Source organism: Pseudomonas sp. LARHCG127, assembly GCF_052871455.1.
The window spans coordinates 169,257-195,142 of sequence record NZ_JBIXJT010000009.1; the positions used below are offsets into that span (position 1 = coordinate 169,257).

The 25,886-nt window shown below is 60.6% G+C and carries 25 protein-coding genes and 4 tRNA genes; 4 read left to right on the forward strand and 25 right to left on the reverse strand.

The annotated features are described in order from the left end of the window. Nucleotides 1-22: 22 nt before the first annotated feature. Entirely contained in the window at nucleotides 23-295 is a 273-nt protein-coding gene (locus ACIPQ1_RS17250) for a hypothetical protein (protein ID WP_018610855.1), read from the reverse strand. Nucleotides 296-665: 370 nt separating this feature from the next. On the opposite strand from ACIPQ1_RS17250, the gene ACIPQ1_RS17255 reads away from it, so the two are divergent. Together ACIPQ1_RS17255 and ACIPQ1_RS17260 are read left to right on the forward strand one after the other, a co-directional pair. Next, entirely contained in the window at nucleotides 666-953 is a 288-nt protein-coding gene (locus ACIPQ1_RS17255; RefSeq protein ID WP_411385168.1) for a type II toxin-antitoxin system Phd/YefM family antitoxin, read from the forward strand. Continuing rightward, nucleotides 943-1,230 (forward strand): type II toxin-antitoxin system RelE family toxin, encoded by a 288-nt coding sequence (locus tag ACIPQ1_RS17260; protein ID WP_053123438.1) that lies wholly within the window; start codon nucleotides 943-945, stop codon nucleotides 1,228-1,230. The genes ACIPQ1_RS17255 and ACIPQ1_RS17260 overlap by 11 nt, the downstream gene beginning before the upstream one ends. Nucleotides 1,231-1,674: 444 nt before the next feature. Here the strand turns inward: ACIPQ1_RS17260 and ACIPQ1_RS17265 are convergent, their stop codons facing one another. From ACIPQ1_RS17265 to ACIPQ1_RS17275, 3 genes are all read right to left on the reverse strand, one after another. Continuing rightward, nucleotides 1,675-2,190, reverse strand: a complete 516-nt coding sequence (locus tag ACIPQ1_RS17265) for a hypothetical protein (RefSeq protein ID WP_411385169.1) — start codon at nucleotides 2,188-2,190, stop codon at nucleotides 1,675-1,677. A 108-nt stretch (nucleotides 2,191-2,298) separates the two neighbouring features. After that, nucleotides 2,299-2,736, reverse strand: coding sequence for a type II toxin-antitoxin system YafO family toxin (locus tag ACIPQ1_RS17270; RefSeq protein ID WP_250963089.1), 438 nt, complete (start codon nucleotides 2,734-2,736; stop codon nucleotides 2,299-2,301). After that, nucleotides 2,736-3,188, reverse strand: a complete 453-nt coding sequence (locus ACIPQ1_RS17275) for a hypothetical protein (RefSeq protein ID WP_411385171.1) — start codon at nucleotides 3,186-3,188, stop codon at nucleotides 2,736-2,738. Before ACIPQ1_RS17275 ends, ACIPQ1_RS17270 begins: the two co-directional genes overlap by 1 nt. A 485-nt stretch (nucleotides 3,189-3,673) precedes the next feature. On the opposite strand from ACIPQ1_RS17275, the gene ACIPQ1_RS17280 reads away from it, so the two are divergent. Next, nucleotides 3,674-3,961, forward strand: a complete 288-nt coding sequence (locus ACIPQ1_RS17280) for a type II toxin-antitoxin system Phd/YefM family antitoxin (protein WP_446534498.1) — start codon at nucleotides 3,674-3,676, stop codon at nucleotides 3,959-3,961. 144 nt (nucleotides 3,962-4,105) lie between these two features. Here ACIPQ1_RS17280 and ACIPQ1_RS17285 read toward each other — a convergent pair whose 3' ends face one another. The 3 genes from ACIPQ1_RS17285 to ACIPQ1_RS17295 form a co-directional block, all read right to left on the reverse strand. Continuing rightward, a complete protein-coding gene (locus tag ACIPQ1_RS17285; protein ID WP_446534499.1) occupies nucleotides 4,106-5,341 on the reverse strand; it encodes an FYVE zinc finger domain-containing protein in 1,236 nt (411 codons plus the stop codon). Nucleotides 5,342-5,774: 433 nt separating this feature from the next. Next, nucleotides 5,775-6,419 (reverse strand): hypothetical protein, encoded by a 645-nt coding sequence (locus ACIPQ1_RS17290; protein WP_250963085.1) that lies wholly within the window; start codon nucleotides 6,417-6,419, stop codon nucleotides 5,775-5,777. 85 nt (nucleotides 6,420-6,504) lie between these two features. Further along, nucleotides 6,505-6,581: transfer RNA gene (locus ACIPQ1_RS17295), tRNA-Val, on the reverse strand. A gap of 183 nt (nucleotides 6,582-6,764) precedes the next feature. Here ACIPQ1_RS17295 and ACIPQ1_RS17300 point away from each other — a divergent pair. After that, nucleotides 6,765-8,048: an NAD(P)/FAD-dependent oxidoreductase gene (locus tag ACIPQ1_RS17300; RefSeq protein ID WP_446534500.1), complete on the forward strand. Its 1,284-nt coding sequence runs from the start codon at nucleotides 6,765-6,767 to the stop codon at nucleotides 8,046-8,048. A gap of 193 nt (nucleotides 8,049-8,241) precedes the next feature. Here ACIPQ1_RS17300 and ACIPQ1_RS17305 read toward each other — a convergent pair. The 18 genes from ACIPQ1_RS17305 to leuD all read right to left on the reverse strand — a co-directional run bounded on the left by ACIPQ1_RS17305 (nucleotide 8,242) and on the right by leuD (nucleotide 25,882). After that, a tRNA-Asp gene (locus tag ACIPQ1_RS17305) sits at nucleotides 8,242-8,318 on the reverse strand. Nucleotides 8,319-8,407: 89 nt separating this feature from the next. Continuing rightward, nucleotides 8,408-8,484: transfer RNA gene (locus ACIPQ1_RS17310), tRNA-Asp, on the reverse strand. Nucleotides 8,485-8,542: 58 nt separating this feature from the next. Continuing rightward, nucleotides 8,543-8,618, reverse strand: a tRNA-Val gene (locus ACIPQ1_RS17315). A gap of 103 nt (nucleotides 8,619-8,721) precedes the next feature. Next, complete coding sequence (locus ACIPQ1_RS17320; protein WP_186707446.1) at nucleotides 8,722-9,495, reverse strand: SDR family oxidoreductase; 774 nt, start codon at nucleotides 9,493-9,495, stop codon at nucleotides 8,722-8,724. Further along, on the reverse strand, nucleotides 9,492-10,703 hold the full coding sequence (locus ACIPQ1_RS17325) for an O-succinylhomoserine sulfhydrylase (RefSeq protein WP_186707445.1): 1,212 nt from the start codon (nucleotides 10,701-10,703) through the stop codon (nucleotides 9,492-9,494). Before ACIPQ1_RS17325 ends, ACIPQ1_RS17320 begins: the two co-directional genes overlap by 4 nt. Nucleotides 10,704-10,760: 57 nt before the next feature. After that, nucleotides 10,761-12,266, reverse strand: coding sequence for an amidophosphoribosyltransferase (purF, locus tag ACIPQ1_RS17330; protein WP_186707444.1), 1,506 nt, complete (start codon nucleotides 12,264-12,266; stop codon nucleotides 10,761-10,763). Nucleotides 12,267-12,306: 40 nt separating this feature from the next. After that, complete coding sequence (locus tag ACIPQ1_RS17335) at nucleotides 12,307-12,867, reverse strand: CvpA family protein (protein WP_030142022.1); 561 nt, start codon at nucleotides 12,865-12,867, stop codon at nucleotides 12,307-12,309. A gap of 89 nt (nucleotides 12,868-12,956) precedes the next feature. Continuing rightward, a complete protein-coding gene (locus tag ACIPQ1_RS17340) occupies nucleotides 12,957-13,628 on the reverse strand; it encodes an SPOR domain-containing protein (RefSeq protein WP_411385173.1) in 672 nt (223 codons plus the stop codon). Beyond that, entirely contained in the window at nucleotides 13,612-14,919 is a 1,308-nt protein-coding gene (gene folC / locus ACIPQ1_RS17345; protein ID WP_411385174.1) for a bifunctional tetrahydrofolate synthase/dihydrofolate synthase, read from the reverse strand. The genes ACIPQ1_RS17340 and folC overlap by 17 nt, the downstream gene beginning before the upstream one ends. Next, a complete protein-coding gene (gene accD, locus ACIPQ1_RS17350; RefSeq protein WP_003179765.1) occupies nucleotides 14,916-15,836 on the reverse strand; it encodes an acetyl-CoA carboxylase, carboxyltransferase subunit beta in 921 nt (306 codons plus the stop codon). The genes folC and accD overlap by 4 nt, the downstream gene beginning before the upstream one ends. 265 nt (nucleotides 15,837-16,101) lie before the next feature. Further along, complete coding sequence (locus tag ACIPQ1_RS17355) at nucleotides 16,102-16,725, reverse strand: phosphoribosylanthranilate isomerase (RefSeq protein ID WP_186707441.1); 624 nt, start codon at nucleotides 16,723-16,725, stop codon at nucleotides 16,102-16,104. A gap of 63 nt (nucleotides 16,726-16,788) precedes the next feature. Further along, nucleotides 16,789-17,613, reverse strand: a complete 825-nt coding sequence (gene truA, locus ACIPQ1_RS17360) for a tRNA pseudouridine(38-40) synthase TruA (RefSeq protein ID WP_003203852.1) — start codon at nucleotides 17,611-17,613, stop codon at nucleotides 16,789-16,791. A 316-nt stretch (nucleotides 17,614-17,929) separates the two neighbouring features. Continuing rightward, on the reverse strand, nucleotides 17,930-20,527 hold the full coding sequence (locus tag ACIPQ1_RS17365; RefSeq protein ID WP_446534501.1) for a FimV/HubP family polar landmark protein: 2,598 nt from the start codon (nucleotides 20,525-20,527) through the stop codon (nucleotides 17,930-17,932). A gap of 209 nt (nucleotides 20,528-20,736) precedes the next feature. Then, nucleotides 20,737-21,747, reverse strand: coding sequence for an aspartate-semialdehyde dehydrogenase (locus ACIPQ1_RS17370; protein ID WP_446534502.1), 1,011 nt, complete (start codon nucleotides 21,745-21,747; stop codon nucleotides 20,737-20,739). Nucleotides 21,748-22,011: 264 nt separating this feature from the next. Continuing rightward, nucleotides 22,012-23,124, reverse strand: coding sequence for an aspartate-semialdehyde dehydrogenase (gene asd / locus ACIPQ1_RS17375; RefSeq protein ID WP_053185893.1), 1,113 nt, complete (start codon nucleotides 23,122-23,124; stop codon nucleotides 22,012-22,014). Nucleotides 23,125-23,178: 54 nt separating this feature from the next. Further along, the gene (leuB, locus tag ACIPQ1_RS17380) at nucleotides 23,179-24,261 is read right to left on the reverse strand and encodes a 3-isopropylmalate dehydrogenase (protein WP_207966796.1); all 1,083 of its coding nucleotides are present in this window, start codon (nucleotides 24,259-24,261) and stop codon (nucleotides 23,179-23,181) included. 66 nt (nucleotides 24,262-24,327) lie between these two features. Beyond that, complete coding sequence (locus tag ACIPQ1_RS17385) at nucleotides 24,328-25,092, reverse strand: class I SAM-dependent methyltransferase (protein ID WP_446534503.1); 765 nt, start codon at nucleotides 25,090-25,092, stop codon at nucleotides 24,328-24,330. A 145-nt stretch (nucleotides 25,093-25,237) separates the two neighbouring features. Next, nucleotides 25,238-25,882 (reverse strand): 3-isopropylmalate dehydratase small subunit, encoded by a 645-nt coding sequence (leuD, locus tag ACIPQ1_RS17390; RefSeq protein ID WP_003203864.1) that lies wholly within the window; start codon nucleotides 25,880-25,882, stop codon nucleotides 25,238-25,240. Nucleotides 25,883-25,886 lie beyond the last annotated feature (4 nt).

Genomic DNA, 25,886 nt, shown 5'->3' on the forward strand with positions numbered 1-25,886 from the left:
ACTGATTAGTCGCCCGTTTTCATTATTCCGCCACCTGCGCCCGCAATCGTCTTCCGATCACATCCATGACATCACAGCCATCGCGCAATGACGTGGTCAGCAATTTACAAAAATCAGTGAGCACCACGGTGTCTGAGCTGATGTCCGAGCGAAACGCGATATTTTCCAAGACTTGGGTCACCGTTCGGATGCGGTAATCGGCGGTTTCGAAAAGGACGTCCAGAGGCGCTTCGGTGTCGATGAGCAGGGTTGCGGGGATGCAGTCGATGCCGGTAATGGGCATGTATCGGGTCATGAGCAGTACCTCTTCAATTGATAAGGAGCAGAAGCTTCTGCGCTTCATTCAATCGAGTCGCCAAACCCGAATCGCCATCTGGGCGATATAGAGACAATAAGTTGCCTATCCAGATGCTGCAATGCGCTGGTTTCCGAGGTTTGTGTAGGAATTTGCGTCAATACCTTTCGCGGCTCTCGTTTGAGCCTTCATAAGTCGCAGCGGCAAAAAACCCTCTCCTTTTCCCTTTTCCCGCCCTCCTTTCTCCCGAAACAAAAATGTCCGGCGCGGTCAAGCTCCATCCAACCTTAGAACGAGGGATTGGAACGCTGAACGCTTGCCTACACAGCATCAAAAGACCAGAATAACGACCTAAATCGGAGTCTTAGCTATGCAGAATATCCTGGCCGATGTGGCCGTCAGCGTATCCGAACTCAAGAAGAATCCCTCTGCGGTCCTGAGCGGCGCCAACGGCTTGCCCGTGGCCGTGCTGAATCACAACCGCGTTATGGGTTACATGGTCCCTGCCAACGTGTACGAGGCGATGGTTGAGCGCTTGGACGAACTGGAACTGGTTCACTTGGTCAAGGCACGGCTCGACGCCAACGAAACACCCGTTCAAGTATCTCTCGACGATCTCATCAGCGAGGCCGAGGCAGATATCGCCAATGGCCGTTGAGTACGGAGTCGAGTGGGATCCGAAAGCGCTGAAGGAACTGCGCAAACTCGACGGCACCATCCGCCTCCAGTTCTTGCGAAAGCTCCAAGAACGGCAGGCCGGGCCACGAGTGCCAGGAGATGCGCTTCACGGCATGAAGGACTGCTACAAGATCAAATTGCGCGGCGCCGGCTACCGACTCGTGTACCGCGTTGAGGATGGACGGATTGTCATCCTAGTGCTGGCCGTCGGCAAGCGGGAACGAAGCAGCGTCTACGATTCGGCCAAGAATCGGTAGGCAGATAAAAGAAGCCCGGCGCTGAGTGAATTAGGGGCAGACCACGATTAGAGCTCACCTGTACTCAACCTCCCCATAGTTGTGGTCTGTCCTCGTTTCTTCGATTGTTGACCGTCAAAAGCTGGCACAGCGTAATTACACCGAGTTGAGTGGAACTGCGAGAGCGGATATAGACAATAGGAGTCGACTTCAACTTCAGGTGTCGACAATGTCCAAGCTATCCCGCTTCATTTTTCGCTTCATCCTGCTCCTCACACTGCTGTGCTTCTTACGATCGGACTCGACACCACCTCGGGTTGATGCGGAACCAACTGAAGGTTCCCGGAAGGAAGCTAACGCCGGTAACGCTTTTGGGCTCAGGGGAACCGAGGGGGACAGACCACAATTTTGGTCCGTCTAAAATCGACCAGTCTCATAATCGGTCTGTCCCCCGCTTTCCCGGGTTCAGCACTTGAAAAGCATATTGCACCGAGCACACCACCCTTCAGCTGCGCTCCGGCTCATTGGAAAACGGAGCGGAGGATGACTTGTATCGGCAACCATCAGAACCAATGTGAATCTTATGAATCTACGCCGAATCTCGTCGACTGGAACGCCCATGCCCGCCCCATCGACTATTTGAAGCACGCCGCCCGATACCTTGCTGTCAATCTGTTGCCACTCAAACTGCCAGCCTGTTACCCACGTGAAGTCTCGAACTTGATAATCGCCGGTGGCGCTTTGGCATTGAGTGAGTTTTTTGTTGGAAGGGTCAAAGGCAAAAAATAGGGGGCTTGGAAAGCCGAGCAACTGAGTATCGTCAAGGCTCAGGCCTTCTTTTAGGTTGATGGACGCTACAAGTGCTTTTGCTCGTCTCTTGCGCCGTATCAAGTGCCATATAGCGAGGCAAAAAATAGAAATAGAAGCCAGGAAGAGCTGACGTCCTTCGACGGTAAGCTTACCGGACGAAAACTCTATCATGCCCCACACGAATCCTATCGTCGCAAGCCCCGATACCCAAGCAACGGGGATCACTATACTGTTAGCAAGGCTAGCTCCAAGCGTCCTCAAACAGTTTTTCATCATAATTCAGTTTTCGTCTCGGAATTTTTTTGCCAGTATCCCAAGCCTAGTCATCACGGCATTGACCTTCGCCTTGTCGTGCGCATACGGCGCGAAGAATGCCAGGATCATGTATCGGTCTTCGTAAAGCTCGCCCTGTACGTAGACTAAAGCGGCATCCAGCTGCGGCCGCTTTATGTCGCATTTTCTGTAGGCTTGCCGATCGGAAGCCCTGAACGTTTGGGGTGGTAGAGCGATATGAATATGGCGAAGTTGGCCGGATCGAGCCGCTGCCGGCTCGTGATATGGCTGATCACACCCCATATAACTGGGAAGTGTCTGACCTTTGCTAACCATGCAGACGGTAAAATCTTTAATTATCTGGTCTAGTGCAAAAGGATGGGCTGCGAGTGCCAACTCGATATCAGCCTGCAATTCAGGATGGATTTCGACTCGAATAACCACTATCCGATTTGATCGATCAGACGCTGCGTGTTGCGGGTCGTCAGGGTTTTCAGCCCTTCCAAGTCGATATCACTCTCGATGACATTCGGGACGATCGTGCGTTGACGTATCAGGGAATCATTCATCGCCGCGACCGAGCGCGCCTTCGCTACAGCTCGAAGCAGCGTATTGAATTCTTTTTCGCGCCCGACCGGAGTACCTGCTTCACGGAGCCTCTTCTCTACAAACCTCAGGTTGTCTGCGATCAAGCCAAAAGGATGGTCTTCCAGATGGCATTCTGGAACGTCTGCCTCGCACAAAATCCTGGTGTATTTACTCATGTCGGTTTCGAGCCTGCGCAGTTCGCCAACAACACTTTTCACTAGATCCTGCACATTCGCCTGGGTCCGCTTCGCTGCTGCAGTTGATTGTTTGGCTGGCACTACTTCCGCATGCGCCATTTGATCAGTCATGACCAAGCATGCCGCAACCATAGTCATGGCGATGGTCGGCCCCGACCAAGGGCCTTTGCTTTGAGCTGCTACTGTCATAACGTCACCAAATCTATCGAATTGCTCAAATACTATACAGTGAAATCAAGGCTCGATGCATGGCAGCGAGCAGCCGGTAGTCAAACCAGCGATACGCCTATCCACCGTTTTACCAAATCTTTTTCCTGAAAATATCCAGAGCGTAACGCGATGGAAAACCTCCGGCGAGGGGCTCAGGACCTGATTAGCGCCCTTGAAAACATTTTCAGAAACCTCCTACGTCGCAGTTTTACAGCAGCGGCAAAAAAATCCGTCCCCTTTTCCCTTTCCGCCACCCTTTTCCCCGAAATAAAAACGTCCGGCGCAGCCAAGCTCCATCCAACCTTTGAACGAGCGGTTGGAACGCTGAACGCTTGCCTACACAGCACCAAAAGACCAGATTAACGACCTAAATCGGAGTCTTATCTATGCAGAATATTCTGGCCGATGTGGCCGTCAGCGTATCCGAACTCAAGAAGAACTCCTCTGCCGTCCTGAGCGGCGCCAACGGCTTGCCCGTGGCCGTGCTGAATCACAACCGCGTTATGGGTTACATGGTTCCTGCCAACGTGTACGAGGCGATGGTTGAGCGTCTGGACGAACTGGAACTGGTTCACTTGGTCAAGGCACGGCTCGATGCCAACGAAACACCCGTTCGAGTATCTCTCGACGATCTCATCAGCGAGGCCGAGGCAGATATCGCCAATGACCGTTGAGGATGGACGAATTGTCATCCTGGTGCTGACCGTCGGCAAGCGGGAACGAAGCAGCGTCTACGATTCGGCCAAGAGCAGATAGGCAGATACAAGAAGCCCAGCGCAGGCCGGGCTATCGTGGTCTGCCCCGTTTTCCGGCAGCAATCAGCCGCTAGCACAGGATTTACAGACGCGCAGATTCCCTGTCTCGGGCGCTTTCCCCGGCCGGATAGCCGGCATTGGTACCACCTTCGTCTCTTTGCTGCAGTTATCACAAAAAATGCCGCCGCACGCTCGACAGTGGTGCTTACGGGTAAAGACGCCAAAGGAGGTATTGCAGCCGGGGCAGCGCTGGACGCTGTCGTCTGGTTTCCAAAGACTGGGTCGGCTTTGCAATTGGCGAAACACGTCCTGCCCACCGGGAACTTCCGCAGCCTTGTAGAACGTTTCGATTCCTTTATGCACGCTCGTCGCGCCGGTCATGACCTCGTGGTACGTGTGGGTCGAACTCTGGCTGGTCGGCATGAAATGAAAGAAGGCGACAATACAGAACGCCAGTGCGGCAAGGCTATCATCGTCATCGATACCCATTTGCTTGGCGGCGTAAACCATATCCATCGCCGAGCCGGATTTACCTGCCCAGATGGAGTTGTTCAGGCTGCGCTGGTTGACGATCCAGAGGTTGTCCTCCGCAAGGCTGTATTTCTCGTTCTCGATGCGCATACCTTGGGTAGTGCCTCGATTTGGCGTCTTGAATCTGTTGCAACGGCAGAAGTCGTGGATAGCGGCGACCTTTTTATACAGCCGGGTCAGCGGCAGTTCGTTTGCGAGGGCGACGACAATGTCCCGAGTCCAATCCAGTGTGGCGCCGCGGCCGTAGTACGACTCGCCCTCAGGGCAGTTGCGTTCTCTGTTGGCGATAGCCCGCTGGATATTCCCTATCAATCGGTCCAGCACATAACGTTCGAACATCTTGACGTTGGCGAGGACATCGAGCGCCAGGCGCTCTTCTTTTTGCCTGTTATCCGTGGCTGCGACATGCCCTCGTAGCGCGGTGATCAGCGCGTCGATCGAGGTGAATATTTTTTCCTGTGTGCTTTGCAATGCCAGACCGGTAGGTGCACCGTCCAAGCGCCCGGCAGGCGCGAACGGACTGCTCGAAGACACGGAGACGAATTGCCCGCGGGACCTGCCGCTCGCAATGGGTGCTGCTACCCAATCATTGAACGTTGGCAGAAGCAGCGCCGATTCGTCGGCGGCGAGCCGTGGCGCCACGTACGTGCTCCAGAATGCCGCCCTGGGCAGTTTGCTGCTGAAACGTCGGATCTTTTCCTCCCGCACCAGTTGCTCCACGCCCTCATCGGCGCAATCGAAAACAAGGATCTCGTTGACCGTTAACATGGCTCGTCCTTGAGAGAAAAAACTGGCGGGTGGATCGCTTGGCCGCTTAGCAACACGTGGCTGCGCTAGCCATCAGTGATGGCCTGTGCATTCTCGAAAGTCTTGTATGCCGCAGTGCTTACTTCGCTCGATTTGACGATCGAGAGCAAGTGCTCCAAGGCATCAACTTGCGCTTGATTGCTCATGGCTCGCGCCTTGACCTGACCCAATGTCGGAACACCAAGGAATAGCCCACAAACTCGAATCTCGCCAACCGACGTAAAAACTGGGGGACGTAAAAACTGAGGACAGCCCCTGATTTGCGTCAGGACGTGTTCGCGCGCAACCTGAAACCGCCCTCTCTTTATTCGCCGCAACGCAAAAGCCCCGACCTAAGTCGGGGCTTTCTCGCTTCTGCTAGACGCAAACCCCGCTCGATGGCGGGCTGTACTTGCTAGTTTTTGCAGACCACCTGCGGAGCCGCAGCAGGCGTTAGCTTTTGTGGGACCACAATGGAAGTGCCAGGCACCGCGCTCAGTTCGAGAACCGCCAACATGCAAATAAGCGCTTGCTCGCCATCTTTGTTTAGACTGCCATCCACCCCTACCACCGCTTCGTAATCTTTCCCTGGTTCCAGCTTGTAGACGAGCGCCTGGCCACCACAGGTCCGATAAGTGTTGCCATTGCCCGCAATGGTCGCGCCCCAGGTTGCAATCTGGAATGGCAGATCCGTTCTGACGCGATACTCGGTTACGACCTCTTGGTAAGCCCCTTCCCCCCTCCGAATCGCAGGGATGTACTGGATAAGACTGGGCCAAACTCTTTTCGGTACGCCAACGCTCGCCGATTTCAGGGGATACTGCGGATAGTTGATGTTCGCTGTCCCGTCCCGCCCGAAACGTCCGGCTTCAGCCATTTTATGCCGGGTAGCAGGAGCACAACTACCGACGACGCTATCTCCGTACACATCGGAGTTCGTGATAACGCGAACACGCGCCACGCCCTCTGATTGAGTAGGCTCTTCATATGGAACTGAAGGTATTCCAGAGCAACCAGCAAGTGCTACAGCAAGAAAAGTTAGGGAAGTGACAACCCGCATGACCATGTCCTTATGTGTGCGCCAACAAAAAAGGGCCCACCTTTCGGTGGGCCCTTCTAGACCGCCCAGCAGAGCGGATTTTGTTTGGTAGGCGCGATTGGACTCGAACCAACGACCCCCACCATGTCAAGGTGGTGCTCTAACCAACTGAGCTACGTGCCTGCTGTGAGGCGGCATTCTACGGAATTCCGGAGGGGTGTCAACACCTTTTTTTCACCTAACCCTATGAATATGCAAAATATTTAATTTCGCCGCCGCAACGAAGAATCGGGGGTGGCTGGCGGCCGATTTTTATCTCGGGTAGGATCGTCGCATTCGTAAAAAATATAAAACAGAGGTTCCAGAATGACGAACACAACCTACCCAGCGTCCTATTACGCCGCATCGGCCAACCCGGCGCCGTCGCGCCCAGCCCTGCAGGACGATGTGGAAACCGATGTATGCGTGATCGGTGCGGGGTATACGGGGTTGTCTTCTGCGCTGTTTTTGCTGGAGAACGGTTTCAAGGTCACTGTGCTTGAGGCGGCCAAGGTCGGCTTTGGCGCTTCGGGTCGCAACGGTGGGCAGATCGTTAACAGTTATAGCCGCGACATTGATGTGATCGAACGCAGCGTCGGTCCTCAGCAGGCGCAGTTGCTGGGCAACATGGCGTTCGAGGGCGGACGGATCATTCGCGAGCGGGTGGCGAAGTATCAGATTCAGTGTGATTTGAAGGACGGCGGTGTATTCGCCGCCCTCACCGCTAAACAGATGGGCCACCTGGAGTCGCAGAAGCGTTTATGGGAGCGTTTCGGTCATACCCAGCTGGAACTGCTGGACCAGCGGCGCATTCGCGAGGTGGTGGCTTGCGACGAGTACGTGGGCGGCATGCTCGATATGAGCGGTGGGCATATTCATCCGCTCAACCTGGCGCTGGGCGAAGCGGCGGCGGTGGAGTCGCTGGGTGGGGTGATTTATGAGCAGTCGCCTGCGGTGCACATCGAGCGCGGTGCCAGTCCGGTTGTGCATACGCCGCAGGGCAAGGTCAGGGCCAAGTTCATTATCGTGGCCGGTAACGCTTACTTGGGCAATCTGGTGCCGGAGTTGGCGGCCAAGTCGATGCCTTGCGGTACTCAGGTGATCGCCACCGAGCCGTTGGGCGATGAGCTGGCTCGTAGCCTGTTACCACAGGATTATTGCGTCGAAGACTGCAACTACTTGCTCGACTACTACCGGCTGACAGGCGACAAGCGTCTGATCTTCGGTGGCGGCGTGGTATATGGCGCGAGGGATCCGGCGAACATTGAGGCGATCATTCGGCCGAAGATGCTCAAGGCATTCCCGCAGCTCAAGGATGTGAAGATCGATTACGCCTGGACCGGCAATTTCCTGCTGACGCTGTCGCGTCTTCCGCAGGTCGGGCGGCTGGGAGATAACATTTATTATTCCCAGGGCTGCAGCGGTCACGGCGTGACGTATACGCACTTGGCGGGCAAGGTGCTGGCCGAGGCGCTGCGTGGGCAGGCTGAGCGTTTTGATGCGTTTGCGGACCTGCCCCACTACCCCTTCCCCGGCGGTCAGTTGTTGCGTACGCCTTTTGCGGCGATGGGGGCTTGGTATTACGGGTTGCGGGATAAATTGGGGTTCTGAAGCCACCTACACCAAGGGCTGCTTCGCAGCCCAGCGGGAGCAAGCTCCCTCGCCACAGAATCCAACCCATAGATCGCAGTACGCCGAAAACAAAAAACCCCGGTCTTTCGACCAGGGTCTTTGCTATCGACTAGAAGGAGCTTTGCAGCTTTCTTCCTAGCTTCAAGGCGTTCAGTGGGCCTCGAAGCAGATATGGCGCAGCGGACGGGACTCGAACCCGCGACCCCCGGCGTGACAGGCCGGTATTCTAACCGACTGAACTACCGCTGCGTATCGCTATGGACTTGCGTCCAGTTAACTCGTCTGATCAAAACCCTTGGGTCTGGATCTCGAACCAGGCGAACCTGCTTCGGAAAATATGGCGCAGCGGACGGGACTCGAACCCGCGACCCCCGGCGTGACAGGCCGGTATTCTAACCGACTGAACTACCGCTGCGCGTCGGTGGAGGCTTTTGACAGCTTCCGTCTTGCTTTCGCAAAACTCTCGTAAAACATGGTGGGTGATGACGGGATCGAACCGCCGACATTCTGCTTGTAAGGCAGACGCTCTCCCAGCTGAGCTAATCACCCTTTGCTTCGTTGAGGCCGCGAAATTTACGCAGGTACCGAAGCTAAGTCAATAGCAGGGTTGAAGTTTTTTCAAAACAGTTTCAAACGGTACCGGCAACCGTCCTCACTCATAAATCATTTTCTTGGTCATGCCGCCGTCCACCACGAACTCCTGCCCCGTGACAAAACCGGCATTGCGCGACAACAGCCACGCCACCATGGCCGCCACGTCCTCTACCGTCCCTACCCTGCCCGCCGGATGCTGGGCGTGATCGGCGTCGGTCAGGGGTTGCGCGCGACGCTGGGACGGATCCCGTGCATCGATCCAGCCGGGGCTGACAGCGTTGACCCGGATCTCCGGCCCAAGGCTGATTGCCAGGGCATGAGTCAGGGCCAGCAGGCCGCCCTTGCTCGCCGCATAGGCTTCTGTGTCCGGTTCTGACTGCGCAGCGCGGGTCGAGGCCAGGTTGACGATGGCGCCGTTGTGGGCGCGCAGATACGGCGCGCAGTGCTTGGCCAGCAGCATCGGCCCACCCAGGTTCACCGCCAGGACCCGATTCCAATAAGCCAGGTCCAGGCTTTCGAGGGTGATGTTGTGCGGATCGGCGATGGCCGCGTTGCACACCAGCGCGTCTAGCCGTCCGAACTGTCCAAGCACCTCGGCGATACCGGTGGCAACCTGCCCCTCATCCGCCACGTCCATGGCGATGAACCAGGCATTGTCACCCAGGCTCTTCGCCACCTTGGACCCGCGTTCGCGATCCAGATCGGTCAGCACCACCTGCCAGCCTTCACAAATAAGCCAGGCGGCAATGCCCAGGCCAATGCCCCGTGCGGCGCCCGTAACCAGTGCAACCCGGCCATGAGTGCCGCTCGGCGGCGTAGCCAGCTCGATCACAAGGCCGCCAACCCGCGGGCCAGGTCGACTTGCAGGTCCGCCACGTCTTCCAGGCCGACCGCAACGCGGATCAGGCTGTCACGAATACCCGCCGATTCACGTTCCTGGGGCGACAGGCGACCGTGGGAAGTGGTGCTCGGGTGGGTAATCGTGGTCTTGCTGTCGCCCAGGTTGGCGGTGATGGAAATCAACCGGGTCGCGTCGATGAAGCGCCAGGCGCCTTCCTTGCCGCCCTTGACCTCGAAGCTCACCACCGCACCGAAACCGCGCTGCTGACGCAGGGCCAGGTCATGTTGCGGATGGCTCTTGAGGCCGGCGTAGTGCACTTTCTCGATGCCGTCCTGCTGCTCCAGCCACTCGGCCAGGGCCTGGGCGTTGGCGCAATGGGCTTTCATGCGCAGGCCGAGGGTTTCCAGGCCCTTGAGGAAAATCCAGGCGTTGAACGGGCTGAGGGTCGGCCCAGCGGTGCGCAGGAAACCCACCACTTCTTTCATCTGCTCGCCACGACCGGCCACGACGCCGCCCATGCAACGGCCCTGGCCGTCGATGAACTTGGTTGCCGAATGCACCACCACGTCCGCGCCCAGCTTCAGCGGTTGCTGCAGCGCCGGGGTGCAGAAGCAGTTATCGACCACCAGCATGGCGCCCTTGGCGTGGGCGATTTCCGCCAGTGCGGCGATGTCCACCAGTTCGGCCAGGGGGTTGGAAGGCGACTCGACGAAAAGCAGCTTGGTATTGGCCTTGATGGCAGCATCCCAAGCGGACAGGTCCGCCAGGGGCACGTAGTCGACTTCCACACCGAAACGCTTGAAGTACTTTTCGAACAGGCTGATGGTCGAACCGAAGACGCTGCGCGATACCAGCACGTGATCGCCGGCACTGCACAGGCTCATCACCACGGCCATGATCGCAGCCATGCCGGTGGCGGTCGCCACGGCTTGCTCGGCGCCTTCCAGGGCGGCGATGCGTTCTTCGAACGCACGCACGGTCGGGTTGGTGTAGCGCGAGTAGACGTTGCCCGGTACCTCGCCGGCAAACCGCGCCGCGGCGTCGGCAGCGGTGCGGAACACGTAGCTGGAGGTAAAGAACATCGGGTCGCCATGTTCGGCTTCCGGTGTACGGTGCTGACCCGCGCGAACCGCCAGGGTATCGAACGCTACGCCTTCAAGGTCGCTGTCCAGCCGACCGGCATCCCAATCCTGACTCATGCTGCCACTCCTGTAATCGGTTAAACGCAAACCGGCCCCTCGGGGCCGGTTGGTGACTCAGTTGTTGTACAGATCGATGATCGCACTGACCGCCTGGGTCTTGGCCTTGGACGCATCGTTACGCGCGTTCTCGATCCTGTTCAGGTAGACCTCGTCGATGTCGCCGGTGACGTACTTGCCGTCGAATACCGCGCAATCGAACTGCTCGATCTTGATCTTGCCGCCGCCTACCGCTTCGATCAGGTCCGGCAGGTCCTGGTAGATCAGCCAGTCGGCACCGATCAGGTCGGCCACGTCCTGGGTCGTGCGGTTATGCGCGATCAGCTCGTGGGCGCTCGGCATGTCGATGCCGTAGACGTTCGGGTAGCGCACGGCCGGGGCCGCAGAGCAGAAATACACGTTCTTGGCGCCGGCTTCGCGGGCCATCTGGATGATCTGCTTGCAGGTGGTGCCACGGACGATGGAGTCATCCACCAGCATCACGTTCTTGCCGCGGAATTCCAGTTCGATTGCGTTGAGCTTCTGGCGTACGGATTTTTTCCGTGCGGCCTGGCCCGGCATGATGAAGGTCCGGCCGATATAGCGGTTCTTCACAAAGCCTTCGCGGAACTTGACGCCCAGGTGGTTCGCCAGTTCCAGGGCCGCGGTGCGGCTGGTGTCCGGGATCGGGATGACCACGTCGATGTCGTGTTCCGGACGCTCGCGCAGGATCTTGTCGGCCAGCTTCTCGCCCATGCGCAGGCGCGCCTTGTAGACCGAGATGCCGTCGATGATCGAGTCCGGACGCGCCAGGTAGACGTGTTCGAAGATGCACGGGGTCAGGGACGGGTTGGTCGCGCACTGACGGGTGTGCAGCTTGCCATCTTCAGTGATGTAGACCGCTTCGCCCGGGGCCAGGTCGCGGATCAGGGTGAAACCCAGCACGTCCAGGGACACGCTTTCCGAGGCGATCATGTACTCGACGCCTTCGTCGGTGTGACGCTGGCCGAACACGATCGGACGGATGCCGTGGGGATCGCGGAAACCGACGATGCCGTAGCCGGTGATCATCGCCACGACTGCGTAGCCGCCCACGCAACGGTTGTGCACGTCGGTCACGGCGGCGAACACGTCTTCTTCGGTCGGCTGCAGCTTGCCGCGCTGGGCCAGCTCATGGGCGAACACGTTGAGCATCACTTCCGAGTCGGAACTGGTGTTGACGTGGCGCAAGTCAGACTCGTAGATCTCCTTGGCCAGTTGCTCGACGTTGGTCAGGTTGCCGTTGTGCGCCAGGGTGATGCCGTAAGGCGAGTTGACGTAGAACGGCTGGGCTTCAGCCGACGTCGAGCTGCCCGCGGTGGGGTAGCGCACGTGGCCGATACCCATGTGGCCGACCAGGCGCTGCATGTGACGCTGGTGGAACACGTCACGCACCAGGCCGTTGTCCTTGCGCAGGAATAACCGGCCGTCATGGCTGGTCACGATACCGGCAGCGTCCTGGCCGCGGTGCTGGAGCACGGTTAGCGCGTCATACAGCGCCTGATTGACGTTCGACTTACCGACGATACCGACGATGCCACACATGCGACGCAACCCCTACTTAATGGATCTGAACTGAACACACTTACTGCGGCGTTTTGGCCGTCGGCAAGAGGTGTTCCTTGAACGGTATTTCAGCGGGTACGCTGATACCGCTGGCAAGCCACTGACTGCTCCAACCCAGGATCAGGTTTTTGGACCAGTCTGCGACCAATAGAAATTGTGGCACGAGCCGGGACTCCTGCCACCACGTATCCTGCTGTACCGGCCCCAGGCTCAAGAGCCCGACGGCCACGACCACCAGCAACGCGCCACGCGCCGCGCCGAAGGCCATGCCCAGGAACCGGTCCGTCCCGGAAAGCCCGGTGACGCGAATCAGTTCGCCGATCAGATAATTGATCATTGCGCCCACCAGCAAGGTGGCGATAAACAAGATGGCACAGCCCGCGATCACGCGGGCCGAGGGAGTTTCGATGTATCCGGCGAGGTACTGGGACAGCGAACCACCAAACATCCAGGCGACGACTCCCGCGATGATCCAGGTCAGCAGCGAGAGGGCTTCCTTGACGAAGCCGCGGCTCAGACTGATCAATGCGGAGATGGCGACGATCGCAACGATCGCCCAGTCAACCCAGGTAAATGGCACGGTGCAGCCTACAGACGGATAAGGCGGCGCATTTTAGCAGAGCGCAGGGCTGTCGGTAAGCTGCGTGATTCAAATCAGCTAAAACGCTGTCAGCCGCGCTCTGGCTGGAAGCGCACCACGAAACCCTTGAGGTTCTGCTGGCGGCTGAGCAGGTCACGCAGTCGGTCGGCCTCGGCGCGCTCGATCAGCGGACCGACAAACACCCGGTTCTTGCCATCGGCGGAACGGATATAGGCGTTGTAGCCCTGGCTGCGCAAGGTTTTCTGCAGGTTTTCGGCACTTTCACGACTGGTCAGGCTGGCCAGTTGCACCGACCAGCTGACCGACAGGCCATTGGCATCCACACGGCTCTGGGTCGTGTCCGGCTTGGTCGGAGCAGCGGTGATCGGCTGGCTCGGGGCCGGCTTGACCGCCGGCGTCGCCGGAACAGGCACGGGTGCGACAGCCGGCTTGCTCGGCGCGGCGGGAGCCGGCGTGGCAGGCGCAGGTGCTATCGGCGTGGAAGGCACAACAGGTTGCTCGGCCAGTTCCTCGTCGCTTGGCACAGGCTCTTGAGGCAACGCCTGGGGCTCAGGCACGACCACGGGCTCGACCTGTACGGGCGGCACCGAAGGCGCCTGGGGCGCGGCTGGCGCGTCGACCGTGACCTGGCGCTGCTCGTCCTGACGGGAAAACAGCATCGGCAGGAAAATCACCGCCAGGGCCACCAACACCAGGGCCCCGACCATGCGCTGCTTGTACGCCTTATCCAGCAATGCCATCTGCAGCTTCCTCCGTGGAGCGCCGGGCCAACCATTGAAGGGCCTCGGCAACACAAAAAAATGATCCGAACAGCAGGATTTCGTCATCGGCCGTCGCCAGGGCACACTGCCCTTCCAGGGCGGCGGCCACGCTGGCGTAGGCTTGCACTGGAGCGCCATGACGCTGCAAAGCGCCGTGCAACTCAGCGGCCGTACGCGTGCGCGGCGAATCCAGCGGCGTCACCGCCCAGTGCTGGACACTAGCATTCAACGCCTCGACAACGCCATCCAGATCCTTGTCGGACAGCAGTCCGAACACCGCCAGGCGCCGCCCCGCCACGGGCCGTCGTGCGAGGCGCTCGGCCAGGTACTGCGCCGCATGGGGATTATGGCCGACGTCCAGCAACAGGTTCAGGCGCTTGCCTTGCCAATCGAACTGACGGCGATCAAGGCGCCCGACCACACGGGTCGCCTGCAACGCCTGGACAATTTGCCCGGCTTCCCAGGGCAAGCCCAGCAACAGGTAGGCCTGGAGCGCCAGCGCGGCGTTTTCCATCGGTAAATCCAGCAGTGGCAGATCACGCAACTCCACCGGATTGCCACGCAGGTCAGTACCGCGCCACTGCCAATGCTGCTCGGTCATCGCCAGGTCGAAATCCCGCCCACGCAAAAAGAACGGGCAACTGAGCTCGCGGACCTTGTCCAACAATGGCTGGGGAGGATTGAGATCGCCACAGAGTGCAGGCGCCCCCTGGCGAAAGATGCCGGCCTTCTCGAAGGCCACGGATTCGCGGGTATCGCCCAGGTAATCGGCATGGTCCACGCCAATGCTGGTGACCAGTGCGATGTCGGCGTCCACCAGGTTGACCGTGTCCAGGCGCCCGCCCAGGCCGACTTCCAGCACCACCGCGTCGAGACCGGCACGGGCAAACAACCAGAACGCCGCCAGGGTGCCCATCTCGAAATAGGTCAGGGTTGTATCGCCTCGCCCGGCTTCCACCGCGGCAAAGGCTTCGCACAGCTGGGCGTCCGTGGCTTCGACGCCATTCACCTGCACCCGCTCGTTGTAGCGCAGCAGATGCGGCGAGCTGTAGACACCGACGCTCAGCCCCTGGGCCCGCAGCAGCGAGGCCACGAAGGCGCAGGTCGAACCTTTGCCATTGGTGCCGGTGACGGTGATCACCCGGGGCGCCGGCTTGGCCAGTCCCATGCGGGACGCTACCGTTCGCGAGCGCTCCAGCCCCATGTCGATGGCTGTTGGATGCAACTGCTCGAGGTAGGCAAGCCAGTCGCCCAGGGTGCGTTGGGTCATAGCCCGGCAGGCACTGGCGGAACGACGATCGGCTCGATCGGTGCAGCGACGAACTTCGGCGTCGGCAGCCCCATCAGTTGCGCCAGCAGGTTGCCCAGGCGCGGACGCAACTCCTGACGATGAATGATCATGTCGATGGCGCCGTGCTCCAACAGGAATTCACTGCGCTGGAAGCCTTCCGGCAGTTTTTCACGCACGGTCTGCTCGATCACACGCGGCCCGGCAAAACCGATCAGGGCTTTCGGCTCGCCGACGATCACGTCGCCCAGCATCGCCAGACTGGCGGAAACACCACCGTAGACGGGGTCGGTCAGCACCGAGATGAACGGAATGCCTTCTTCACGCAGACGCGCCAGCACCGCGGAGGTCTTGGCCATTTGCATCAGGGAGATCAGTGCTTCCTGCATCCGCGCACCGCCGGAAGCGGCGAAGCAGATCATCGGGCAACGGTTTTCCAGGGCATGGTTGGCGGCACGAACGAAACGCTCGCCGACGATGGCGCCCATGGAACCGCCCATGAAGGAGAATTCGAAAGCCGAGACCACCACCGGCATGCCCAGCAAGGTGCCGCTCATGGACACCAGGGCGTCTTTTTCACCGGTCTGCTTCTGGGCAGCGGTCAGGCGATCCTTGTACTTCTTGCCGTCGCGGAATTTCAGGCGATCCACCGGCTCCAGGTCGGCGCCCAGCTCCACGCGGCCTTCCGCGTCCAGAAAGATATCGATACGGGCACGCGCGCCGATGCGCATGTGGTGGTTGCACTTGGGGCAAACGTCCAGGGTCTTTTCCAGCTCGGGACGGTACAGCACCGCCTCGCAGGATGGACATTTGTGCCACAGACCTTCAGGCACCGAGCTTTTCTTCACCTCGGAACGCATGATCGAAGGGATCAGTTTGTCTACCAACCAGTTGCTCATGCTTTCTTTCTCCAGTACCGGCGGCCCGAACGCTCTGGTTCGCGGCCCCGCGTATGCCCTTGAGCTAAATTCATTGTGCGGCGAGGATCGAACGGCCACCACGGTCAGCGCGAAACATGACCTGCGTGCAGCCCAACCTCCTCTGCCATCCCGGCAACCGCTGCACCGCGGTTGCCCCTACGCTATCGGCCCACCCGAAGGCGGTGCCTGCCTGCTTTGTACAGTGCAGGTATGGACGGCGGCAGTCTGCCAGCCGTCACATTGACTACTGGCTGTTGCGAACAGCAGCCAGGAATGCACGAATCTTTGCCGGATCCTTGATGCCCTTGCCCTGCTCCACCCCGCCACTCACATCCACCGCATACGGACGAACCTGGCGAATGGCCGAGGCGACGTTTTCCGCCGTCAAGCCACCGGCCAGGATGATCGGCTTGCTCAGCCCTTGTGGCACCAGCGACCAATCAAATGCTTCGCCGGTACCGCCGGGCACGCCTTCCACATAGGTGTCCAGCAAGATGCCGCTGGCACTGGCAAAGGCTTCGCAAGCGGCGGCGATGTCGTCACCGGCCTTGACTCGCAACGCCTTGATGTACGGGCGATGCCAGCCTTCGCAATCGGCCGGGGTTTCATCGCCATGGAACTGCAACAGGCCCAGCGGCACCGCATCGAGGATCTCACCCAGCTCGCAACGACTGGCATTGACGAACAACCCTACCGGGGTCACGAACGGTGGCAGGGCCTGGATGATCGCCCGCGCCTGCTGCACCGTCACCGCCCGCGGGCTCTTGGCGTAGAACACCAGCCCGATGGCATCGGCCCCGGCCTCGACCGCCGCCAACGCGTCCTCGACGCGAGTGATCCCGCAAATCTTGCTGCGAACGACCGGCATGGTGGGTAAAACCTCGGGCAAATCCTTGAAAGTCCCGGATGGTAACAAATGCTGCGGAGGGCGTCAGCCGTCAAGTTCCGAGAAGCCCGTGAGGAAATGCGGCCCGATGTAACGCTCTGGCAGCTCGAATTCATCGCGATATTCGACCTGCACCAGGTACAAGCCAAACGGGTGCGCCGTGACGCCACCGGAACGGCGGATGCGACTGTCGAGCACTTCCTTGATCCATTCCACCGGCCGCTCGCCGGCACCAATGGTCATCAGCACGCCGGCAATGTTGCGCACCATGTGATGCAAGAAGGCACTGGCGCGGATGTCGAGCACGATCATCTTGCCGTGACGGGTCACCCGCAGGTGGTGCAACTCCTTGATCGGCGACTTGGCCTGGCACTGGCCGGCACGGAAGGCGCTGAAGTCATGGACGCCGACCAGGTATTGCGCGGCCTCGGCCATGCGCTCGACATCCAGCGGGCGGTGGTTCCAGGTGATCTCTTCGTTCAGGTGCGCCGGGCGAATCTGGTCGTTGTAGATCACGTAGCGGTAACGCCGGGCGATGGCCTTGAAGCGCGCGTGAAAATGCGCCGGCATCACCTTGGCCCAACTGACGCTGACGTCGTGGGGCAAGTTGATGTTCGCGCCCATGACCCAGGCCTTCATCGAGCGCTCGACCTGGGTGTCGAAATGCACCACCTGGCCACAGGCATGCACACCGGCATCGGTACGACCAGCGCAATGCAGCGACACGGGCGAATCGGCGACTTTGGACAGTGCGTTTTCGAGGGTTTCCTGCACCGTCAATACACCGGACGCCTGGCGCTGCCAGCCACGGTAGCGCGAGCCTTTGTATTCAACGCCCAAGGCGATCCGGAAAAAGCCGTCGGCCGCCATTTCGGCGGCCGGGTTGTCTATGTTTGCCAAGGAATTACAGCCTGCTGAGGTACGCAAAGGCGGGCATTATAAGGCCGGCTGGGCGGGATGCCAGTGCAATAGATAGCCCTGTGGTGAATGGACTCACGCCATCGTCGGATCGCCGCCCGGAGCAAGCTCGCTCCCACAAGGATCTGCGGTGAGTGTTGAACGTCTGGGCACCCGAGAACCCTGTGGGAGCGAGCTTGCTCGCGATGAGGCCAGCCCAGACACTATAAATCCCGCCGCAAACAAAAACGGCAGCCTCACCGGCTGCCGTTCTTGTATAACCACTGACTCAAGCGAGGCGCGACAACATCTCCTGCGCTTCGCTCTTCTGGGTGGCGTCGCCTTCGCTGAGGACTTCGCCGAGGATGTCGCGGGCGCCGTCGTTGTCGCCCATGTCGATGTAGGCCTGGGCCAGATCGAGCTTGGTCGCCACCTCATCGGTGCCGCTGAGGAAGTCGAAGTCCGGTTCGTCTTCAGCGCCAACCAGGGCATCTTCGGCGGTGAACGTCGGCTGGCCCAGGCTGTCGGACAGGCGATCCAGCTCGGCGTTGACATCGTCCAGCTCGGACTCGAAGGCATCCTTGGGCGCATCGTGCGCATCCATTTCGTCCGACAGGGACAGATCGAAATCCGCCGGCAGCTCAAGATCGTCGGCCGGCGTATCGGCCAAGGCCGGCGTTTCAGGCGCAGGCACATCCAGGCCCTTGAGGTCGTCGTCCAGGTCCAGCAGGAAGTCTTCATCGTCGAGCGCAGGGATCGGGGTCGGCGCATCGGCGCCCAGGTCCAGGTCGAATTCCGACAAGTCGTCCAGGCTTTCGTTGGCCTCGGTCTGCTGCTTGAGCACCGATTCGAAGCTCAAGTCGTCGTCTTCCGGGAACGCGTCCAGTTCGGCGACAGGCTCCTGTGCTGGCGCGACCGGGGTCGTCTCCAGGTCATCCAGGCTCAGGTCGAAGGCGCTGTCCAGCTCCTCATCGGTCGGCGATTTGTCTTCCAGCAAGTCCTTGACGTACTGCGCGTCCAGTTCTGCCGCAACGGCCGCAGCGGCCAGGCCAGCGGCGGTCGCGACCACCATGGCCGGGAAACGGCTTTTCAGCTGTTCGACCTGGGCGAAGTTGTCGCCATTGGCCACCAACTGGCGTTCCTGGGCGACAAAGGCGTCGCGGTCGCCCTGCTGACCGTAGACTTCCATCAACTTCAGGCGCAGGTCGCTGCGCTGGGGCTCGGCCTTGATGCCTTGCTCAAGCAGGTCGGCGGCCTGGTTCAAACGGCCGCGGTCGATATGGGACTGGGCCTGGGGCAGTACGTCGTCGGAGCGCTCGGCGGCCGGCGCCACCAAAGGCGCGGCGATAGGCGGCGTGACCACCACGGGCGCGACCACCGGGGCCGGCTTGGGCACGGGTGCAGGAGCCGGCGCGGGTTTTGGCTCGAGTTTTACGCTAGGCGGTGGAACATCAATGCCCTCGAAGCTGCTCGGGGGCAGATCGAGCTCCGGGGAGAAGTCCGCCTCCTCCTCAAGGGCTCGGGCCATGCGCAAGTGTTTTTCCGCTTCCTGTTGGGCCTTGCGGCGACGGGCGAGCAACAACAGCAGCAACAGCAGGAGCAACGCGCCGCCGCCAATCAAACCCAACAGGATCGGATTGGTCAGGAGGTCGTTGTATTTTTGCTCGTTGGACGCGGCAGGCGTCGGCTCGACCGCCGTGGCAGGCGGGGTCGCTTCCGGGGCCGGCGTGGGTGCAACTGCGGGGGCCTGTGGCGCTGGCGCAGGGGTCAACTCGGCGGACATCGCCGGGGGCGCCTCGCCAGCGGGTGCCTCGCCAGCCGGAGGAATGGCGGCGCCTTCGGCCTGCATCTTCGCCAGTTGATTGTTCTTCAGCTCGATCAGGCGCTGCAGCTTGTCCAGTTGGCTCTGCAGATCCGCCATGCGGCTTTTCAGTTCTTCGTTATCCCGGCGCGCCGAATCGAGGCTTTCCTGGGTAACCGCCAGCTTGTTGGAAAGCGCCTGGGCATCGCCGGCAGCGCCCTTGCCGCCCGCCTTCGCCGCATCGGCCGACACCAGGCTCAAGTTGTCGCGACCGGCCGCCTGGGCCGGCGCGCCTTCGCCACGGCCACGCTTGGTGGCGTCCAACTGCTGCTTGCCGGCACCCGCCACGCCACGCCGTCCCGAGCGCCAGGCGGCGTTCTGCGCCGCCACTTCGGCGATGGCCTGGGGTTGCGGCAACGCTGTGCTTTGTACCGGGTCAGGCAGGCGCAACACCTGGCCGGTCTTGAGCAGGTTGATGTTGCCGTTGATGAACGCGTTCGGGTTCAACGCCTGGATCGCCAGCATGGTTTGCTGGACCGACCCACCGTTGCGCACCTTCGCGGCGATTTCCCACAGGGTATCGCGCGGCGTGGTGGTGTACTGGGAAGGCTTGGTGGCCCCGGTGACCGGCGTGGACACGACCTGGGGCGGTTTCGCCCGGGCGGCATCGGCGGCCTGTGGCGAGAATTTGGATGGATCGAGCAGTACGCTGTAGTCGCGCAAGAGGCGGCCGTTGGGCCACATCACTTGCACCAGGAACTTGACCATCGGTTCGGACAACGGCCGGCTGGACGTGACCCGCAGGACACTCTTGCCGTTGGCGTTGATCACTGGGGTGAAGCTCAGGTCGCTGAGAAAGGCTTGGCGATCAATGCCCGCCTTGGCGAATTCTTCGGGTGGAGCCAGGCTCGGCACCACTTCGGCGGCAGTCAGTTGCTGGACATCGAGCAGTTCGATTTCGGCGACCAGGGGCTGGTTCGGCGGCGACTTGAGGGTCAATTCCCCGAGCCCGAGCGCTTGCGCCATACCGGAGGACAGCGCCGAGGCGGCCGCTATTGCTAACACCAGTTTGCGAACTTGAACCATAGCCTCTTCCTTTGTTTGAACATTCCTCGGCCAGCGAGAAGGTATTGATGCCGCTGCCGTAAGGCATTGCGCGCAGCCCCGAAGCGACGGTGCGCGCGATCATTTCACTCATGCCCCGGGAAGTCCCCCAGAGGGATGTTCGCCTTCAGCATTCCGACCAAGCATAGCGCCCAGCTAGAATCATTCGACAAATTGACGCCAAGTATCTTTTACAGCAACTCTTTTATCAACAACTCAGCCACCTGCACGGCATTGAGCGCCGCACCCTTGCGCACGTTATCTGACGTCAGCCACATATTTAGTTCAGCCGGATCGTCGATCCCACCGCGCACCCGACCAACGTAGACCACATCCTGCCCCACTGCATCACCCACCGCGGTCGGGTAATCGCCCGCCTCCACCAGCTCGATACCGGGCGCCGCCTCCAAGGCCGCGCTCACCTTGGCCAGGTCGACGGCATTGGCAGACTGCACGGTCACGCTAAAGCTATCGCCAAAAAACACCGGGGCTTGAATGCAAGTGACGGAAATCTTTAACAAAGGTTGATTCAGCACCTGGCGCAACTCACGGACCAGGCGCTTTTCCAGCGACGTATGGCCCTGCTCGTCCGGCGCACCGACCTGGGCCAACAGATTGAACGCCATTTGCCGGTCAAAGAACGTTGGCTCCAGCGGACGGGCGTTGAGCAGCTCGGCGGTCTGGCGCGCCAGCTCGCTCACGGCCGCGCGGCCCTGGGCCGATACCGCGAGGCTGGCGGTCAGGCTGATGCGCTGCAAATCCAGGCATTCGCGCAGCGGCGCGAGCACCACCGCCAAGGCCGTGGCCGATGCGCTGGGGCTGCTGACCTGCAGCGGCTTGCCCAGGCCAGCCAGGACCTGGGCGTTGGCTTCCGGCACGATCTGCGGCGCCTGCTCGGGCGGCAACGCGCCGGACAAATCGATCAGTGCACAGCCGGCCGCCGTGGCTCGCGGGGCGAAACTCAGGGTCACCGCCGGGCCGGCGGCGAAGAACACCAGTTGGACTTTGCTGAAATCGAATTCGTCGACCTCGCGTACCCGCACGTTTTTATTGCGAAACATCACCGAGCTGCCTGCCGATTCGCTGCTGGCCAGCAGGTGCAGGTTGCCGACCGGGAAGTCCCGCTCTTCGAGAATCTGGACAAGGGTTTCGCCGACAGTACCGGTGGCGCCGATCACGGCAATATCAAAGGACTGGCTCATGGGTCTACCTCAGGTAAAACGTGGGGAGCGGCACTTTACCGGGTGGTGGGTGGGCAGGCAATTGGGCAGGGGGATTTGCGGTGCCTGGGTTGGCCCCATCGCGAGCAAGCTCGCTCCCACAGGTTTTGTGTCCACTGAAGATCCCATGTGGGAGCGAGCTTGCTCGCGATGAGGCCGCCCCTGACACCACATGCCTCAAGCGGCTCTTCCAATAAAAAACCCGCGCCTCTCACAAGGCACGGGTTCTTTCACAGCGACAATCGATCAACGCTCGAGCAGGATCCGCAGCATGCGGCGCAGCGGTTCGGCCGCGCCCCACAGCAACTGGTCGCCGACGGTGAAGGCACCGACGAATTGCGAACCCATGTTCAGTTTGCGCAGACGGCCCACCGGTACATTCAGGGTGCCGGTGACCTTGGTCGGGCTCAGCTCCTGCATGCTGGTCTCGCGATTGTTCGGCACCAGCTTGACCCAAGGGTTGTGCTGGCTGATCAGGCCTTCGATGTCGGCGATCGGCACGTCTTTGTTCAGCTTGATGGTCAGCGCCTGGCTGTGGCAACGCATGGCGCCGATGCGCACGCAGATGCCGTCCACCGGGATCGGGCTCTTGAAGCGACCCAGGATCTTGTTGGTTTCGGCCTGGGCCTTCCATTCTTCACGACTCTGACCGTTAGGCAGTTCCTTGTCGATCCAAGGAATCAGGCTGCCGGCCAACGGCACGCCGAAGTTTTCGGTCGGGTAGGCATCGCTGCGCATCGCCTCGGCGACCTTGCGGTCGATGTCGAGGATGGCGCTGGCCGGGTTGGCCAGGTCATCGGCGACGGCGGCGTGGGTCGCGCCCATCTGCTTGATCAGCTCACGCATGTTCTGCGCGCCGGCACCGGACGCCGCCTGGTAGGTCATGGCGCTCATCCACTCCACCAGACCGGCTTCGAACAGGCCACCCAGGCCCATCAGCATCAGGCTGACGGTGCAGTTGCCGCCGATGTAGTTCTTGGTGCCCGCGTCCAACTGCTGGTCGATGACCTTGCGGTTCACCGGGTCGAGGATGATCACCGCATCGTCCTGCATGCGCAGGCTGGAAGCGGCGTCGATCCAGTAACCCTGCCAGCCGGCTTCACGCAGCTTGGGGAATACTTCGCTGGTGTAGTCGCCGCCCTGGCAGGTCAGGATCACGTCAAGGGTCTTGAGCTCTTCGATGCTGTAGGCATCCTTGAGCACACCGGTGTCCTTGCCCACGGACGGGCCCTGGCCACCGACATTGGACGTGGTGAAAAACACCGGCTCAATGAGATCGAAATCCTGCTCTTCCAGCATTCGCTGCATGAGCACGGAACCGACCATGCCGCGCCAACCGATCAGACCTACACGTTTCATCGCAACTACACCTATACAAAAGTGGGCCACCGTCGAAGCGGTGGGCCCGAAAGATTACAGATTCCGCAGCGCCGCGACTACTGCATCGCCCATTTGCTGCGTACCGACTTTGGTACAACCTTGCGACCAGATATCACCGGTGCGCAAGCCTTGGTCCAAGACCACGCTGACGGCTTTTTCGATCGCGTCGGCGGCATCGTTCAAGTTGAAGCTGTAGCGCAGCATCATCGACACCGACAGGATGGTCGCCAATGGGTTGGCAATGCCTTGCCCGGCGATGTCAGGCGCCGAGCCGTGGCACGGCTCATACATGCCCTTGTTGTTGGCATCCAGGGAGGCCGACGGCAGCATGCCGATGGAACCGGTGAGCATCGACGCTTCGTCGGACAGGATGTCGCCGAACATATTGTCGGTGACGATCACGTCGAATTGCTTCGGCGCACGCACCAGTTGCATGGCGGCGTTGTCGACGTACATGTGGCTCAGCTCGATGTCCGGGTAATCCTGGGCCACCTGCTCGACCACTTCACGCCAAAGTTGGCTGGAAGCCAGCACGTTGGCCTTGTCCACCGAGCACAGCTTCTTGCCACGCACGCGGGCCATGTCGAAGCCGACCCGGGCGATACGGCGAATTTCGCTTTCGCTGTACGGCAGGGTGTCGTAGGCCTGGCGCTCGCCGTTTTCCAGCTCACGGGTGCCACGCGGGGCGCCGAAGTAGATACCGCCGGTCAGCTCACGGACGATGAGGATGTCCAGGCCCGAGACGATTTCCGGCTTCAGGCTGGAGGCATCGGCCAGTTGCGGGTAAAGGATCGCTGGACGCAGGTTGCCGAACAGGCCCAGTTGCGCGCGAATCTTCAGCAGGCCGCGCTCGGGGCGGATGTCGCGTTCGATCTTGTCCCATTTCGGGCCGCCCACGGCGCCCAGCAGCACGGCATCGGCGGCACGGGCACGATCCAGGGTTTCATCGGCCAGGGGCACGCCGTGCTTGTCGATGGCCGCGCCGCCGATCACGTCGTGGCTGAGCTCGAAGCCCAGGCCGTACTTGTCGTTCGCCAGTTCCAGGACCTTGACCGCCTCGGCCATGATTTCCGGACCAATGCCATCACCTGGGAGAATCAGAATCTGCTTGCTCATGCTTTCCTCATTTGCTCTGTCGACACGGGCCCGGGCTTCGTACCCAAGGCCGGGCCGGGAAAAATGCTATCGCTCGGCCCACAGCACCAGTACATCTGTACTGAACGAACCATCGGCCTCAATCTCAAAATATTCACACACTTCGTCGCCCATCGAACGCTGCAGCTGGAGAATGGCCGCACGCATCACCTCGGGCGTGCGCATGCGCTCGACCCAGGAGCGGTACTCCAGGCGCAGGCGCTGGCGCGAGGTGCTGCGGGTGTGCAGCCCCGCTTCGCTGACCTGGCGCAACCATTCGTCGGCCGAATAATCGCGCACATGGCTGGTGTCGCGCAGCACTTCGATGCTTTGCAGGTACGTGTCCAGCAACGGAATGCCCGGCGACAGGATGTCAATGAACGCCATCACCCCGCCCGGCTTGAGCACCCGCCGGACTTCCCGCAGCGCCAGGCCGAGGTCGCTCCAATGATGCGCCGAATAACGGCTGAACACGAAGTCGAACTCAGCGTCGGCGAACGGCAGGCGCTCGGCGGCGCCACGAACCGTGCTGATATTGCCCAAGCCACGCTCGGCAGCCGCCGTGGCGACCACGTCAAGCATCTGCTGGGACAAATCATAAGCCACCACTTCACCAGCCAGTGGCGCCACATGGAAACTCACATGGCCAGCGCCGCACCCCAGGTCCAGCACACGGGCATCGCCACGACCGGCCAACGCAGCCTGTAGCAGCGCGAATTCAGCGCCCTGGGCGTGCACGGCACTGCTCAGGTAGGCCGAGGCCTGTTCACCGAATTGCTTTTGGACGACTTGGCTGTGGGCGGTGCTGGTCATGGGTAGCTTCCTTTGGGGTATGTCTGTTATGGCCTCATCGCGAGCAAGCTCGCTCCCACAGGGGATTTGCGGTGTTCACAAAATATGTGTGGGAGCGAGCTTGCTCGCGAAGGCGCCTGCACTGACGACATCAATCTCAGGTCAATCAAGCATCGCGAAACAACCAAGGCTGGCTCGCCCGATGCTTGGCCTCGAACGCGGCAATCGCCTCGCCGTCCTGCAAGGTCAGGCCGATGTCATCCAGGCCGTTGAGCAGGCAATGCTTGCGGAACGCATCGATCTCGAAACCCAGCACCTTACCGTCGGGACGGGTCACGGTCTGGGCGGCCAAGTCGATCTGCAATTGATAGCCGGGGTTGGCCTCGACCTGCTGGAACAGTTCATCCACGTCAGCATCGCTGAGGATGATCGGCAGCAAGCCGTTCTTGAAGCTGTTATTGAAGAAGATGTCGGCGTAGCTCGGCGCGATGATGCTGCGGAAACCGTATTCTTCCAGGGCCCATGGCGCGTGCTCGCGGCTCGAACCGCAGCCGAAGTTCTCCCGGGCCAGCAACACGCTGGCGCCCTGGTAACGCTCGGCGTTGAGCACGAAATCCTTGTTCAGCGGCCGCTTGGAGTTGTCCTGGTACGGCTGGCCGACGTCCAGGTAGCGCCATTCGTCGAACAGGTTCGGGCCAAAACCGGTGCGCTTGATGGACTTCAAGAACTGCTTGGGAATGATCTGGTCGGTGTCGACGTTGGCACGATCCAAAGGCGCGACAAGACCGGTGTGCTGGGTAAAAGCTTTCATGCTG

Bases quoted from the DNA above. Each gene is read 5' to 3' on its own strand.
- ACIPQ1_RS17250 (WP_018610855.1), bottom strand. From the start codon at position 295: ATGACCCGATACATGCCCATTACCGGCATCGACTGCATCCCCGCAACC.
- ACIPQ1_RS17255 (WP_411385168.1), top strand. From the start codon at position 666: ATGCAGAATATCCTGGCCGATGTGGCCGTCAGCGTATCCGAACTCAAG.
- ACIPQ1_RS17260 (WP_053123438.1), top strand. From the start codon at position 943: ATGGCCGTTGAGTACGGAGTCGAGTGGGATCCGAAAGCGCTGAAGGAA.
- ACIPQ1_RS17265 (WP_411385169.1), bottom strand. From the start codon at position 2,190: ATGATAGAGTTTTCGTCCGGTAAGCTTACCGTCGAAGGACGTCAGCTC.
- ACIPQ1_RS17275 (WP_411385171.1), bottom strand. From the start codon at position 3,188: ATGACTGATCAAATGGCGCATGCGGAAGTAGTGCCAGCCAAACAATCA.
- ACIPQ1_RS17280 (WP_446534498.1), top strand. From the start codon at position 3,674: ATGCAGAATATTCTGGCCGATGTGGCCGTCAGCGTATCCGAACTCAAG.
- ACIPQ1_RS17285 (WP_446534499.1), bottom strand. From the start codon at position 5,341: ATGTTAACGGTCAACGAGATCCTTGTTTTCGATTGCGCCGATGAGGGC.
- ACIPQ1_RS17290 (WP_250963085.1), bottom strand. From the start codon at position 6,419: ATGCGGGTTGTCACTTCCCTAACTTTTCTTGCTGTAGCACTTGCTGGT.
- ACIPQ1_RS17300 (WP_446534500.1), top strand. From the start codon at position 6,765: ATGACGAACACAACCTACCCAGCGTCCTATTACGCCGCATCGGCCAAC.
- ACIPQ1_RS17325 (WP_186707445.1), bottom strand. From the start codon at position 10,703: ATGAGTCAGGATTGGGATGCCGGTCGGCTGGACAGCGACCTTGAAGGC.
- purF (WP_186707444.1), bottom strand. From the start codon at position 12,266: ATGTGTGGCATCGTCGGTATCGTCGGTAAGTCGAACGTCAATCAGGCG.
- ACIPQ1_RS17340 (WP_411385173.1), bottom strand. From the start codon at position 13,628: ATGGCATTGCTGGATAAGGCGTACAAGCAGCGCATGGTCGGGGCCCTG.
- folC (WP_411385174.1), bottom strand. From the start codon at position 14,919: ATGACCCAACGCACCCTGGGCGACTGGCTTGCCTACCTCGAGCAGTTG.
- accD (WP_003179765.1), bottom strand. From the start codon at position 15,836: ATGAGCAACTGGTTGGTAGACAAACTGATCCCTTCGATCATGCGTTCC.
- ACIPQ1_RS17355 (WP_186707441.1), bottom strand. From the start codon at position 16,725: ATGCCGGTCGTTCGCAGCAAGATTTGCGGGATCACTCGCGTCGAGGAC.
- truA (WP_003203852.1), bottom strand. From the start codon at position 17,613: ATGGCGGCCGACGGCTTTTTCCGGATCGCCTTGGGCGTTGAATACAAA.
- ACIPQ1_RS17365 (WP_446534501.1), bottom strand. From the start codon at position 20,527: ATGGTTCAAGTTCGCAAACTGGTGTTAGCAATAGCGGCCGCCTCGGCG.
- ACIPQ1_RS17370 (WP_446534502.1), bottom strand. From the start codon at position 21,747: ATGAGCCAGTCCTTTGATATTGCCGTGATCGGCGCCACCGGTACTGTC.
- asd (WP_053185893.1), bottom strand. From the start codon at position 23,124: ATGAAACGTGTAGGTCTGATCGGTTGGCGCGGCATGGTCGGTTCCGTG.
- leuB (WP_207966796.1), bottom strand. From the start codon at position 24,261: ATGAGCAAGCAGATTCTGATTCTCCCAGGTGATGGCATTGGTCCGGAA.
- ACIPQ1_RS17385 (WP_446534503.1), bottom strand. From the start codon at position 25,092: ATGACCAGCACCGCCCACAGCCAAGTCGTCCAAAAGCAATTCGGTGAA.
- leuD (WP_003203864.1), bottom strand. From the start codon at position 25,882: ATGAAAGCTTTTACCCAGCACACCGGTCTTGTCGCGCCTTTGGATCGT.